Below are 14,087 nucleotides of genomic sequence, written 5' to 3' on the forward strand. Positions count from 1 at the left end.
ACAAAATAGGACACATAATATGACCAAGGTAACTCACGTTTTACAAGATAAAGCACATCACGAAATTTACACAATCCACCCAGAAGCAACCGTTTTAGAAGCAATTAGCCTCATGGCAGATAAAGGTATTGGTGCTTTGGTAGTGACCGATCAAAACCAGCATGTGGTTGGCATATTGTCTGAACGTGATTACACCCGTAAAGTCATTTTGATGGAGCGAACCTCTAAAGGCACGACGGTGAGCGAAATTATGACGGCAAAAGTTTTGACTGTAACCAAAAACACCAGTGTTGAAGAATGTCTAAGCCTGATTACTGATCACCACTTACGTCACTTACCTGTTTTGGAAAATGAACAATTAGTGGGGCTAGTTTCAATTGGTGACTTGGTAAAAGCCACTATGGATGATCAACGTAAACTGATTGACCAACTACAACAATATATTGCGAGCTAAGCGTTAGCCTTCTAAAAAATTACCCAAACAAAAACGCCTAAACTTTAAAAGTTTAGGCGTTTTTAATAGGCCAAGTAATTAGTTTAGACCAAGTTTCTCTGCCACATAGTCAGAGTCTTTGTCGCCACGACCTGAAAGATTCACTACAATTTTCACATCTTTCGCCATTTTAGGTGCTTCACGTAATGCCCATGCCACCGCATGTGAACTTTCTAATGCAGGTACAATACCTTCTACACGTGACAAGGTCATAAAGGCATCAAGACATTCTTGGTCTGTCGCTGTTGAATATTCCACACGACCAATGTCTTTTAAGAAGCTATGTTGTGGCCCTACACCCGGATAGTCCAAACCAGAGGCAATAGAGTGCACTGGCAATGGCTCACCATGTTCATCTTCAAGTACATAACACGCCATACCGTGAAGCTGGCCTGGTTTACCCAAAGTTAGAGTTGCAGAGTGTTGATCTGTATCTAAACCATGCCCTGCAGGTTCAACACCCACAAGTTTCACTTCTGCATCATTTAAGAAAGCAGTAAATGCACCCACTGCGTTTGAACCACCACCCACACACGCGACGATATAATCTGGGTTTACACCAAAACGCTCTTGGCTTTGTAGTTTAATTTCATCACCAATAATAGATTGGAAATCACGCACCATTTTTGGAAATGGGTGTGGCCCAACCACAGAACCAATCGCATAAATAAAGTTTTTTGGGTCTTTTAAATATTCTTCAAAAGCGCTGTCCACTGCATCTTTTAAAGTGGCTGTGCCGCGGGTTACTGAAATCAGGTTGGCACCTAGAATTTTCATTTTCACCACATTCGGGTGTTCTTTTTCAATATCGACCTGTCCCATGTGAATTTCACACGGAATACCCACCAACGCACATGCCGTCGCCAAGGCTACTCCGTGCTGCCCTGCACCTGTTTCGGCAATGACTTTGGTTTTACCCATATATTTGGCCAGTAATGCCTCGCCCAAACAATGGTTAATTTTATGTGCGCCAGTATGGTTTAAATCTTCACGCTTTAAATAAATTTGCGCACCACCTAACTGTTCAGATAAACGCTTGGCATAGAATAAAGGACTTGGGCGACCAACATAGTGAGTAAACAAATCTTTTAATTCATTCTGAAATTCTACCGTTTTACGAATTTCCTCATAAGCAACGTTAATTTCATCCATGGCTTCTTTTAAATGCGGTGGAATAAACTGCCCGCCATATTGCCCGAAAAAACCTTCTTCATTCGGTAATGCGATGCCATTGATTTGATGATCCATATCGATCCCCTCAGATTGAAATTCACGTTGCCTATCGTGTCTGTACTTACTTAGTCTTCGCCTAACAATCACTCAATAGTTGAGTGATATTGACGAAAATGACGCTTAACGCGCCAAATATTTAGTCATATCTTCAATGCCTTTTAAAGTCATTGGATACATATGATGTTCAAAAATTTGTTTAATTAAACCAATAGTATGGGTGTATTGCCAATAACCTTCCTGCTCTGGGTTGAGCCATGCGGTTTTTTCAAAATGCTGACGCAGACGCTGTAACCAAACTTGCCCTGCTTCATCATTCATATACTCCACCGAACCACCAATCGAATTTAACTCGTAAGGTGCCATACTGGCATCACCCACCACAATTACCCGATAGTCGCGTCCATAGGTATTCAATAAATCCCACGTGTTCATACGGGTACTGCTACGACGCAAATTGTCTTTCCAAACATAGTCATATAAGCAGTTATGGAAATAAAAATATTCGAGGGTTTTAAATTCAGTTTTAGCTGCGCTAAACAGTTTTTCACATTGGGCAATGTGAGCATCCATAGAGCCGCCTACATCAAATAGCATCAATACTTTGACACGATTGCGGCGTTCGGGAACCAGTTGCACATCTAAAATGCCCTGCTTTGCTGTTTCACGGATGGTGCCATCTATATCTAGCTCTTCCGCTGCACCTTGACGGGCAAACTTGCGTAAACGGCGCAAAGCCAATTGCATTTGCCGTGTACCTAAAATCTGCTCATCATCCAAATTGCGGTATTGACGCTGCTCCCAGACTTTAACTGCAGAACGCTTACGTCCTGGCCCACCAATACGCACACCTTCTGGATGATCACCATAAGCCCCAAAAGGTGATGTGCCACCCGTACCAATCATACGGTTGCCACCCTGATGCTTTTTATGCTGTTCACGCAAGCGCTCTTCTAGCATTTTCATCAGTTCTTCTAATGATCCTGCTTTTTTCAGTTCTTCACGCTGCTCTGGCGTAAGATGCTTTTCAAGCAACTCTAAATCAAACCAGTCTTTGGGTAATTGATGAACTTGGTTCAGCAAATCATCTAGATCAAATGTTGAAATACCATCAAAATAATCTTTCATGGCACGGTCAAATTTGTCAAAGAATCGCTCATCTTTGACCATGACCATTTTGACTAATTGATAGAACTCGTCCTGATCTGCAAACACCAAACCTGAAGCCACTGCTTGATTTAAGTCAATCAATTCACGTGTGCTCACAGGCACACCGTAACGACGCAAGGTGTAAAACAAGCGCACGAACATGGCGATGTACTCCTTAACGGCGTGACATAAAGGCTAAACGCTCAAGCAATTGCACATCTTGTTCGTTTTTAATGAGCGCACCATATAAAGGAGGAATGGCCTTGCTTTTATCGCTATTACGCAAAATGTCTTCTGGCATGTCATCTGCCATGAGCAAGCTGAGCCAGTCAATCAATTCAGAGGTCGATGGTGGTTTCTTAAGACCCGGAACTTGGCGTAGTTTAAAGAATACTTGCAAAGCTTCGGATACCAAAGTACCTGAAATATTTGGAAAATGCACATCGATAATATCGCGCATCGTAGCTTCATCAGGGAAATCAATATAATGGAAGAAACAACGACGTAAAAAAGCGTCTGGGAGTTCTTTTTCATTATTTGAGGTGATGATTACAATCGGACGTTGTGTTGCAGTAATCGTTTCACCCGTTTCATAAACATAAAATGACATTTTATCAAGTTCATGCAACAAGTCGTTTGGAAATTCGATATCTGCCTTGTCAATTTCATCAATCAACAATACACAGCGTTCTTCGCTGGTAAATGCTTCCCACAACTTTCCAGGCTTAATGTAGTTTTTAATATCATAAACACGGTCATCGCCTAATTGGCTATCACGTAAACGTGACACCGCATCGTATTCATACAAGCCTTGCTGCGCTTTGGTGGTCGATTTAATGTGCCAGGTAATCAGTTTCAAACCTAAACTTTGAGCAACTTGCTCAGCCAATAAGGTTTTACCTGTACCCGGCTCTCCTTTAACCAGCAACGGTTTTTGCAGCGCACGTGCGGCTTTCACCGCAAGTTTTAAGCTATCAGTCGCAATGTACTGATCTGTACCAGAGAATTGTTGTGCATCAACAGACATGATTTTACCTTAATTTTTTTTAGTTACAGTGGTGAGGTCTTTTTCTTGGCAGTAAAAGCGCTTTGTTTTAAACGGTATTTAGACCAAAAATAACCGATCAATAAGCCAAGACCGATCACAAATAAAATGGCAGATAAATTTGCCCAAACCAATGGCATTTCTTTGGTCAATACACCAAAAAGAAGTCCAAAAATGGCAGGAGCAAGTGCCGCGTTACTGCCTTCAGATACAGTTGGCGTTAGTAAAATCGCAAACAGCATAATCCAAGTAATGCCACCCAATGGATTTGGCAAACGCTTGGCAATTGCATACCAGCACCACAAAATGATGGTGCTACCAAGCAAGTAAACAGCAATCGCAATTGCAGTTTCAGGAATTGATGCCAACGCAGTCATAACACTATTCATTTCTCAACTCCTGAACAAAAGTTATGCACCGCGTAAACCTTCTGGTTCTACGGCATTTCGATTAATTAAACCTTCTGGCGGTACTTGAATAAAGAAACCACGAGTTTGAATTGAATCCATAACGTGTAAAACATTCACACGCGCCAATTTACGGCTTTCAGACAATTGTAAATCCATCACAAAAGTCGCACGACCAAATGCGCTGCGCATTGCTTCGGGTAAGGCATCTAGTGGATTAAACTCTTCAGTTTGCTCAGGACGGGCGATGTACAAATACATCTCATCTTTTTTGCTCGATTTATAAATTGAACAGTGCATAAACAACAAAACTCTAAAAACTCAGGCAAAGGATACAACAAAAAAAACCGAGATACATTAACCATTATTAACGCATTGGTCTAAGTTTGTATGGATGTGCAAGGTTGACGGCATGTTTATTACAGAAATGTCTTTATTCAGCCACTTTCATTTGACCAGACAAATAGCGCTCATCGGCATGCAACACGTCAATTAACGGCTTGGTCAGCAATTCATAACGCCAGCCCAACAAGTAATTTGGTAGGTCTTGTTCATCGTTATGAAATACCACATGCTGATACAAAGCATTCAGCCACTTTTTACGCAACAACACTTCTTTCGGAATTTGAGTTTCCTGAACCGCAGCCTGAATCACCCGATCCATATTATCACTGACATCTTTAGAGGAATGGCGGATTGGACGGGCTAAACGCAGTGGCCATTGAGATTGATCAGGCAGGTATTTGATTAAATCCAAAATAGTTTTACCATGCTCACGCACAATATGCGGACGTAAATCTTTAATTCCACTCAGTTGGAATGAATTACGTGGATTTTTTTCAACTAAATCCAACATACTAGAATTACGCAAAATAAAACTACGTGGCTGATTCAGCGCCTTGACCATTTGTTCACGCCAAACAGCCAATTGCTGCAATTGCATAAGCTGACGACGTGAATGACGGTAATTACCAATATCTTGATACAGCAGCTCAATTGGTGTTTCTTCACCAATTTCCTGAGTTAGATGACGGCAATCTTCCTGCACAAAATCGAGTAAATGCTGCTGTTTTAAATCACTTTGTACTTTGTCTGCCAACTGCATTAAATACAGCACATCATTGGCCGCATAATTCAATTGCTCATCGGATAAGGGACGTGCCAGCCAGTCTGAACGAGTCTGCCCTTTATCAATATCAACATTCAGCATAGTTTTTAAAGCGTTTTGATAGCTGACTTGCAAGCCATGTCCTAAAAATGACATGCCGACCTGCGTATCAAAAACATTATCTAAGTTTTTTTGCTGTGCATAATGATAAATTAAATCAATATCTTCACCGCAGGCATGAAAAATATTTTGCTGCGCCTGAAACAGTTTTTCCCAAAAAGCAGTCAAATTGAGCGAAGTGCCATCTAGTAAATAGACCTGATTATTGACATTAATTTGGAATACACCCAATTTAGGCCAAAGCGTATCGACCTTAATAAACTCGGTATCTAAACCATAGATGCTGTTTTGACTCATTAATGCCAAGACATTTTCAAAATCTTTTTGTTGGTGAATAAATTGGAACATAGCGACCAGATAGACTGCACTCTCTAGAGTTTCATTTTAAACATTAAATAGCGTTTAGCTATAAAAATATAATCGGTATTTTACTTTTTTATCTTATTTTTAAGTCAATACAGATATTTTCTAGATTTTTTTATCGTTTTTTTATCTTAATTTGAGTTTTTACTCTATGTGAATTCAAGCAAATACTTTAAATGATCATTCACATGAAATAAGCACCAAGATGCTTATTTCATTCGCATCCGATTATGCACAGCTTGACTTAGAGTATGACTATCGACATATTCAAGCTCGCCACCTTGCGGTACGCCTTGCGCAATCCGCGTCATCTGCACAGGTAAATGCTTTGTGGCTTCGACCAAATAGTGCGCCGTTGCCTGACCTTCCACAGTTGCATTGGTGGCTAAAATCACTTCGGTAATATTGCCATCACTCAAACGCTGTACCAAGTACGGAATGCCAATTTCATCTGGGCCAATACCATCTAAAGGCGATAAATGCCCACCTAAGACATGGTATTTGCCACGAAAACTACCGCTTTGCTCAATGGCCATCACATCGGCCGGAGATTCCACGACACACAGCAAATGTGCATCCCGATCATGTGAGGCACAAATATTGCAGACTTCATCTTCAGTTAATGAATGGCAAATCGAACATTCGTGAATATAGCTGGTGGCTTCATTCAAAGCATGAGCCAAACCGACTGCACCTTCTCTATTTTTCATAATCAGGTGCAATGCCATGCGTTGAGCCGATTTAGGCCCAACACTTGGCAAAATGCGCAGCGCTTGTACCAGTTGATCAAAACGATCACTAAACATACGCCGTTCCTTAGAATAAACCTGCCAAGCCAGGTGGCAAGCCCATACCAGAGTTTGCAGACTTCATTTTCTCTTCAGAAATTGCTTCAGCCTGACGTGCTGCATCATTCATTGCAGCTGCAATCAAATCTTCAATCATGTCTGCATCGTCTTGCAACAATTCAGGATTAATTTCGATACGTTTCACTACATTACGGCAAGTCATAGTCACTTTCACTAAACCACCACCCGCTTCTGCATGCACTTCAGTTTGCGCAAGTTCTTCTTTGGCTTTTTTAATGTTGTTTTCCACTTCTTTTTGCATGCGCTGAGCTTGCTGCATCAACATATTAATGTTCATAAAAATCTCCGAACAAATGATCTATCGTTTTAAATAAGGTCTAAACCGCGCTCGATGTCGCGAATAATATCATCAATATCTTCCAAGCCAACAGAAACACGAATTAAACCTTCGCTGATGCCTGCTGCTTGTTTGGCTTCTGGGCTCATACGGCCATGCGATGTTGTTGCAGGATGAGTAATAGTCGACTTTACGTCACCCAAGTTACTGGTAATCGACAAAAAGCGTGTATTATCAATTACAGTCCAAGCGCCTTCACGCTCACCTTTCACTACAAACGATACAACACCCCCAAAACCAGACTGTTGCCTTTTCGCAAGTTCATGCCCTACGTGATGTGGCAGTCCCGCATAATACACTTTTTCGACTTTTGGATGTGCATCTAGCCACTCTGCAAGTTTTTGTGCGCTGGCACAATGCGCTTTCATACGCAGGCTTAATGTTTCCAGGCCTTTTAAGAAAATCCATGCATTAAATGGACTTAATGAATTACCCAAGGTACGAATAACACTGTTAATTTCTTCGACCAACTTGTCTTTACCAACAACCGCACCGCCCAAGGCACGCCCCTGACCATCAATATATTTGGTTGAAGAATAAATAATGAGGTCTGCACCAAATTTGAGTGGTTGTTGCAAAACGGGTGTACAGAAAGTGTTATCTACCGCAAATAACGCCCCATGTGCATGTGCAATATCGGCAATCGCTTGCAAGTCACCCACCTGAGCCAATGGATTTGATGGTGTTTCAATAAATAACAAACGCGTATTTGGACGAATCGCTTGCTTCCAACTGTCTAAATCTTCTAGATCGACAAATGTGACATCTACACCAAACTTCATCACATATTTTTCAAACAGTGAAATGATAGAGCCAAAGACCGCACGTGAACACACCACATGATCGCCTGCTTTAAGATAAGCCAAGGTCACAGCATGCACTGCCGCCATACCTGAGCTTGTTGCCACAGCACGTTCTGCACCATCCAAAACAGCTAAACGCTTTTCAAAGGCTTGTACGGTTGGGTTGGTATAACGTGAATAGGTATTCCCTTCAATTTCGCCTGAAAACTTGGCGGCTGCATCGGCAGCATTTTCACAGACAAAAGATGACGTCAGAAAAATTGGTTCACTGTGTTCACTTTCAAATGTACGGTTATGCCCTGTACGAATCGCTAAAGTATCTAATTGATATGCAAGGTCGTCTGGTTGACTCATCTTTACTGCTCAGCCCTTAATCTAGTCCTAAGACCTGTTTGTTAATAATTGCCAACATTTTGAGCGCCAAGCGTATTTAAGGTCAAGGTAAAATGTATAAATATCGCTTAGACTTCATTCAAATCGGCGCCTTGTGTGATGGAACACCTCATGAATCAGTTACAACGAAAATTTAATCCGCACCGAAAAAAACTGAAAAACCTCAGTACACGTCTGTTTAAGAGTCGGGATTTGATTCTGTCGCAGTCCACAGCCTATGAAATTGTTGCACGTTATAAACATGCACAGATTCGTTATTACGCCTCGCCCAACAAGCAATACAAAGAACCGCTGGTATTTGTGGCACCGCTTGCCATTACCATGTCCATTTACGATTTATATCCGTATCGCTCACTGGTCAAGCATTTTCAGCATAGTGGTTTTGATGTCTATCTGATTGATTGGGGGCAATTAACCTATCAGCATCGTCATCTAAATTTTATGGCTTTTATAGATGATGCTTTGCCACATTGTATTCAGCATATTTTACAGCATGCACAAACTACACAAATCTCTTTGCATGGCTGGAGTATGGCAGGTGTCTTTGCCATGCTTTACACTGCAAAACACCGACCTGAACATGTTAAAAATTTAATGATTTTGGGCAGCCCTGTGGACAGTTATGCGTCGGGCCGTGTGGGTAAGCTATTTCAAATCACCAATCGTTTGATTTCCAAATACCCGAAACTGCAACATGCATTTTATTCGGGCAACATTCCCAAGCATTTTATTCATACGCCAGGTTTAATTAATGCGATAGGTTTTAAAATTTTAGACCCGAAAGCGTGGTTGGAAAGCAATAAACAGATGCTTTCCAATTTACATGACTTACAGACTTTGCATGAAAATGCCACGCTTGCCAATTTTTTAAACAATATGATTGATTATCCGGGCGGCATTAATCAGGACATGGTGTTAAATGTTTGGCTGCAAAACCCGCTTAAACAAGGACATATTCAGCTCAAACAGCACAATATTGACCTAAAAAATATTGATTGCCCGCTTCTGGTTGGTGCAGGTGACAGTGATCAGATTGTCACAGCAGAGGCAGCTCAACCTTTGTGTGAATTGACAAGTAGTACCGATGTCACGTTTACTCTTATTCCTGGCGGGCATTTAGGTTTAATGTCCAGTCAAAAAAGTGCCAATGAATTTTGGCCTAAATTGACCACATGGTTAGAACAACGATCCAGCAAAATCGCATAAAGAGAGCACGAACATGATTCAATCTGTTGCATTTATTGGCTTAGGCGCAATGGGCTACCGCATGGCAGCACATTTACCCAAACATTTTGACACGGTCTATGTTTGGAATCGTAACTTTGCCAAAGCCGAACAACATGCTGCAGAATATAATACTCAAGCGGTTGAATTGGCTCAAGCGGTACAAGCAGATATTATTTTTTCTTGCTTGCCTACCAGTACCGAAGTTGAAAACCTAATTGCACAAGTTCAACTTAAAGCAGGTTCAGTTTGGGTCGATTGCACCAGTGGCGTACCTGAAAGCGCCAAAAAACTAGTACAACAGCTTGAAGCCCAAAACGTCGATTTCTTAGATGCACCTGTAAGTGGCCAAACCATTGGTGCAGAAAATGCCACCTTAACGGTCATGATTGGTGGTAAAGCAGCCGCCTTTGAAAAAGCGCTCCCTGCAATTCAGGCTTTTGGTAAAGTGATTCAGCACGTTGGCGAGCCAGGTGCAGGTTTTGCAGTTAAAGCGGTGAATAATATGCTAATGGCGGTCAGCCTATGTGCTGCTGCTGAAGGTTTTACTACCCTAAAAGCACATGGGGTAAATTTAAATCAGGCTCTGCAATGCATTAATGCCTCGAGTGGCAAAAGTGCCGTAACAGAAATGATTTTACCGCAGCGAGTATTAAATCGCGCTTTCCCAAATACCTTTGCCCTGCCTTTACTTGCCAAAGATACTGGGATTGCACTGGATTTAGTTCGTGAAGCTGCCTTGCCTGCACCCGTGCTGGCATTAACTCAAAGTCTGATTCAAGCCGCAAATTTAACTGCAGAAAAAGACAGTGATTTTTCCACTGCCGTGAAAATGTATGAATTATGGAGTAATATTACCCTAGAGTAATAACTCGCCATTGAATACGCAGCCACAAACCCAATAATGTATATAAGTGCTTCGTCACCCTACAAACCACAGAGGAAACTCTTATGAAAAAGTTTAGCATTGCCGTATTTGCAAGCCTTGCAACTTTTATCGGGGCAAATTCAACTGCTTTTGCTTCTGAGCAAGAATGTCAAAAATTAAAAAATGATCACGATGTTATTTATGCATCTAAAGGTTTCTGCTTTAAAGACCCTGAAGCTAAAGCACGTTTTGGTAATGACAACTGCTATACAACCAAGCCAAAGTTCTCTGAAAAAGAACAACAACGCCTTGATGCAATTAAAGCACGTCAAAAAGAATTGAACTGTAAATAACAGTTTTGAAAATAAGCTGAATTGAAGGAATTATTATGGCTTACGATGATCAAAATATTTTTGCAAGAATTTTACGTGGTGAGCTTCCTGCAATAAAAGTGTATGAAGATGAACACGTGCTTGCGTTTATGGACATCATGCCTCAAGCCGATGGTCACACCTTGGTTATTCCTAAAACACCTGCAGTCACCTTATTGGATCTACCTGCCGAAGCTGCAGCATATACCATCCAAATTGTGCAAAAAATAGCCAAAGCCATTGAAAAAGGCTTAGGAGTAGATGGTATTGTGCTCATGCAACTGTCTGGTGCAAGTGCTGGACAAACTGTACCGCATGTACATTTCCATTTAATTCCAACTTCAGTTCACGAACTTGGAAAACATGCTGCACAAATGGGTGATCAGGAAAAAATCCTAGCACTGGCCGAAAAAATTAAAGCAGCGCTTTAAAATATTTCCAAAACTGTATTAAAAATGAATGGAGCTTTCGCTCCATTTTTTTTGCTTCATGTTTAATTTTCGGATTAACCACAGCATTGATGACAATAATATGTCACTCCCCTTGCAATTAAGTTATTCATTTCATAAATTTTTTCTAAATTTAAAAACCTGTTCACTTAAAATTTGCGATTAAAGGTAAGTTTTTAATCTAATTTGTTCTTTTTAATAATTTTGAAATATTTCCTTAATATTACTGTCGCATTTGTAAGGAATACTTAGCACCAATAGAGAACAGCAGTAGATCTACCCTACTTCTGAACAATGTTTAGGACTAAAAACAATAGTCTGTATTGGAGCTACACATGAAAAAAACGCTTTGCGCATTAGCAGTTGGGGCAACCTTATTTACACCAGCACTAGCTATGGCTGCTGATGTTAAAGTTTATGGTCGTGCACACGTATCTTTAGACTATCTTGATGATGGTAAAGACTACAACGAAGTTGGTCTTTCTTCTAACTCATCACGTTTAGGCTTCAAAGCTGAACAAAAATTAGAAAATGGCATGACTGTTTTTGGTCAAGTTGAGCAAGAAATTAACTTTGCTAGCGGTAACCAAGATGGTAAAAGTGTAGACTTCGCAACTCGCGATACTTTTGTGGGTTTAAAAGGTGACTTTGGTCAAGTACGTGCAGGTCGCTTTGACAGCCCATTTAAAGTTGCTCGTGGTCCAGTTAACTTCTTTGGCGATATGGTTGGTGACATCCGTAACGTAACTCGCGTTAGCGATCATAAGTTTGATGAACGTAACGAGAATACCGTTGAATATAAATCACCTAAGTTTGGTGGTGGTTTCAACGTACTTGCTGCACTATCATTACATCCAAACACTTCAATTGCTAAAGAAGCAAATGGCGAAGGGTTAGATGACAATAAAGCTTACGATCTTGCTTTAACTTATAAAGAAGGCCCTGTTGACTTCGCAGCTGCTTATGAGCGTTACGAAGAAAACTCTGCAATTGGCTCAGGCGAACGTGATGGTTTCCGTGTTGCGGCAGCATATAAAATTACACCTGAATTAAACTTCGGTGGCTTATACCAATACCTTACACATGATTTAGAAGGTACTGCAGCAAAATATGCTGATGCACAAGTATTTGGCGTAGCAGCAGACTATAAAGTTGCACCTAAAACTTATGTACGTGGTCAAGTCTTCCATCGTGATGTTGATACAGAAGATGCAAACTCTACATTATTGGCAGTTGGTGTAGAGCACCGCTTAGACAAGGCAGTGCGTGTATACGCAAATCTTGCAACCATGTTAAATGATAAAAATGCAGACCTTACTCCTTGGAAAGAAGGTCGTAGCTTTGGTAACTCTGTAAAAGGTGCTAAAGATGAAAACTCTACAGCACTTTCTTTAGGTTTCCGTTACGACTTCTAAGTCTTAACCGAACTTAAAAAACAAAAAAACACGCTTCGGCGTGTTTTTTATTGCAACAACTTATAGGCAAATAAAAGCCAGCAAATTTGCTGGCTTTGTTTATCTAGGTAAGTTTTACAAAGATAATTTTTTGTAGAGACTGTAAATTAAATTGTGTAATTGCCTGAATTTGCTATGTTCATATTCACAACGGAGTCAGGCAACATGATGAACGAACAAAAACTAAAAGACCTTGCAGCAGAATTTGCTAAAGGAATCAAAACAGAAGACGATCTCAATCAATTCACCCGATTGTTGACTAAACTCACTGTTGAAACGGCTCTCAATGCCGAACTTACCGAACACCTCGGACATGAAAAGAATGCTCGTAAGAACGGTTCTAATGCCCGTAATGGCTATTCCAGTAAGACCCTCCTGAGTGATGATGGTGAGATTGAAATCACCACACCACGAGATCGTGATGGCACATTTGAGCCACAACTGATTAAAAAGAATCAGACCCGTATCACGCAAATGGATAGCCAAATTCTATCCCTTTATGCCAAAGGCATGACCACCCGTGAAATCGTGGCTACTTTCAAGGAAATGTACGATGCCGATGTATCTCCAACGCTTATTTCCAGGGTGACAGATGCTGTTAAGGAGCAGGTTGCTGAATGGCAAAACCGTCCATTAGATGCGATCTATCCTATCGTCTATATGGACTGCATTGTGGTCAAAGTCCGTCATAATGGCAGTGTTATCAATAAGGCTGTATTCCTAGCCTTGGGCATTAATCTTGATGGACACAAAGAACTGCTCGGTATGTGGATGGCGGAGAATGAAGGCGCTAAGTTCTGGCTGACTGTCCTGACTGAGCTTAAAAACCGAGGGTTGCAGGATATTCTAATTGCCTGTGTGGATGGACTAAAAGGCTTTCCTGATGCCATTAACAGCGTATACCCGCAAACCCATATCCAGCTGTGCATTATCCATATGCTGCGTAACAGCTTGAAATACGTATCATGGAAAGATTACAAGGCGGTCACTCAGGATTTAAAAGCCGTTTATCAGTCACCTACTGAAGAGGCAGCCTTGATGGCCTTGGATCAATTCGCCCAAACATGGGATGACAAGTACCCACAGATCAGCAAAAGCTGGCGTACACACTGGGAGAATCTAAATACCTTCTTTGCTTATCCAGCCGAGATACGCAAAGCCATCTATACCACCAATGCGATCGAATCATTAAACAGCGTAATACGTCAGGCGATCAAAAAGCGTAAAGTCTTTCCAACGGATGATTCTGTACGTAAAGTGATTTACCTGGCAATTGATGCAGCGTCTAAAAAGTGGAATATGCCTATTCGCGACTGGCGTTTAGCCATGAGCCGCTTTATTATTGAATTCGGTGACCGCTTAAGCAATCACCTTTAAATTTATGAAAAGCAATTACACAAAATT

At 41.1% G+C, this 14,087-nt stretch carries 16 protein-coding genes; 7 read left to right on the top strand and 9 right to left on the bottom strand.

The window, feature by feature from the left end; genetic code table 11:
• The first annotated feature begins 19 nt into the window (after positions 1-19).
• The gene (locus ACNS8M_RS06985; protein ID WP_168419066.1) at positions 20-454 is read left to right on the top strand and encodes a CBS domain-containing protein; all 435 of its coding nucleotides are present in this window, start codon (positions 20-22) and stop codon (positions 452-454) included.
• A 78-nt stretch (positions 455-532) separates the two neighbouring features.
• Here the strand turns inward: ACNS8M_RS06985 and trpB are convergent, their stop codons facing one another.
• The 9 genes from trpB to ACNS8M_RS07030 all read right to left on the bottom strand — a co-directional run bounded on the left by trpB (position 533) and on the right by ACNS8M_RS07030 (position 8,278).
• The gene (gene trpB, locus ACNS8M_RS06990; protein WP_168419065.1) at positions 533-1,741 is read right to left on the bottom strand and encodes a tryptophan synthase subunit beta; all 1,209 of its coding nucleotides are present in this window, start codon (positions 1,739-1,741) and stop codon (positions 533-535) included.
• Positions 1,742-1,846: 105 nt separating this feature from the next.
• Positions 1,847-3,034, bottom strand: coding sequence for a vWA domain-containing protein (locus ACNS8M_RS06995; protein WP_419224646.1), 1,188 nt, complete (start codon positions 3,032-3,034; stop codon positions 1,847-1,849).
• A 13-nt stretch (positions 3,035-3,047) separates the two neighbouring features.
• Positions 3,048-3,899, bottom strand: coding sequence for an AAA family ATPase (locus ACNS8M_RS07000; RefSeq protein WP_419224647.1), 852 nt, complete (start codon positions 3,897-3,899; stop codon positions 3,048-3,050).
• Positions 3,900-3,922: 23 nt separating this feature from the next.
• Positions 3,923-4,306: a hypothetical protein gene (locus ACNS8M_RS07005; protein ID WP_419224648.1), complete on the bottom strand. Its 384-nt coding sequence runs from the start codon at positions 4,304-4,306 to the stop codon at positions 3,923-3,925.
• A gap of 21 nt (positions 4,307-4,327) precedes the next feature.
• On the bottom strand, positions 4,328-4,624 hold the full coding sequence (locus tag ACNS8M_RS07010; protein ID WP_419224649.1) for a YcgL domain-containing protein: 297 nt from the start codon (positions 4,622-4,624) through the stop codon (positions 4,328-4,330).
• Between the two features lie 133 nt (positions 4,625-4,757).
• A complete protein-coding gene (locus tag ACNS8M_RS07015) occupies positions 4,758-5,900 on the bottom strand; it encodes a ribonuclease D (RefSeq protein WP_168419060.1) in 1,143 nt (380 codons plus the stop codon).
• A 224-nt stretch (positions 5,901-6,124) separates the two neighbouring features.
• A complete protein-coding gene (gene recR / locus ACNS8M_RS07020; RefSeq protein ID WP_019837914.1) occupies positions 6,125-6,721 on the bottom strand; it encodes a recombination mediator RecR in 597 nt (198 codons plus the stop codon).
• Positions 6,722-6,731: 10 nt separating this feature from the next.
• Entirely contained in the window at positions 6,732-7,061 is a 330-nt protein-coding gene (locus ACNS8M_RS07025; protein WP_004976621.1) for a YbaB/EbfC family nucleoid-associated protein, read from the bottom strand.
• Positions 7,062-7,090: 29 nt separating this feature from the next.
• A complete protein-coding gene (locus tag ACNS8M_RS07030) occupies positions 7,091-8,278 on the bottom strand; it encodes an O-succinylhomoserine sulfhydrylase (protein WP_419224650.1) in 1,188 nt (395 codons plus the stop codon).
• Positions 8,279-8,428: 150 nt separating this feature from the next.
• Between ACNS8M_RS07030 and ACNS8M_RS07035 the strand changes: the two genes are divergently transcribed.
• The 6 genes from ACNS8M_RS07035 (at position 8,429) to ACNS8M_RS07060 (ending at position 14,060) form a co-directional block, all read left to right on the top strand.
• A complete protein-coding gene (locus ACNS8M_RS07035; protein ID WP_419224651.1) occupies positions 8,429-9,523 on the top strand; it encodes an alpha/beta fold hydrolase in 1,095 nt (364 codons plus the stop codon).
• A gap of 13 nt (positions 9,524-9,536) precedes the next feature.
• Positions 9,537-10,409, top strand: coding sequence for an NAD(P)-dependent oxidoreductase (locus tag ACNS8M_RS07040; protein ID WP_168525498.1), 873 nt, complete (start codon positions 9,537-9,539; stop codon positions 10,407-10,409).
• An 83-nt stretch (positions 10,410-10,492) separates the two neighbouring features.
• Positions 10,493-10,762 carry a YARHG domain-containing protein gene (locus ACNS8M_RS07045; protein WP_168419056.1) on the top strand — a complete coding sequence of 90 codons (270 nt, stop codon included), beginning with the start codon at positions 10,493-10,495 and terminating at the stop codon, positions 10,760-10,762.
• 35 nt (positions 10,763-10,797) lie between these two features.
• On the top strand, positions 10,798-11,211 hold the full coding sequence (locus tag ACNS8M_RS07050; protein WP_168419055.1) for an HIT family protein: 414 nt from the start codon (positions 10,798-10,800) through the stop codon (positions 11,209-11,211).
• A 353-nt stretch (positions 11,212-11,564) separates the two neighbouring features.
• Positions 11,565-12,644: a porin gene (locus ACNS8M_RS07055; protein ID WP_419224652.1), complete on the top strand. Its 1,080-nt coding sequence runs from the start codon at positions 11,565-11,567 to the stop codon at positions 12,642-12,644.
• A gap of 207 nt (positions 12,645-12,851) precedes the next feature.
• Entirely contained in the window at positions 12,852-14,060 is a 1,209-nt protein-coding gene (locus ACNS8M_RS07060; protein ID WP_419225320.1) for an IS256 family transposase, read from the top strand.
• Positions 14,061-14,087 lie beyond the last annotated feature (27 nt).

The organism is Acinetobacter sp. A2, from assembly GCF_048537555.1.
Lineage (GTDB): Bacteria > Pseudomonadota > Gammaproteobacteria > Pseudomonadales > Moraxellaceae > Acinetobacter.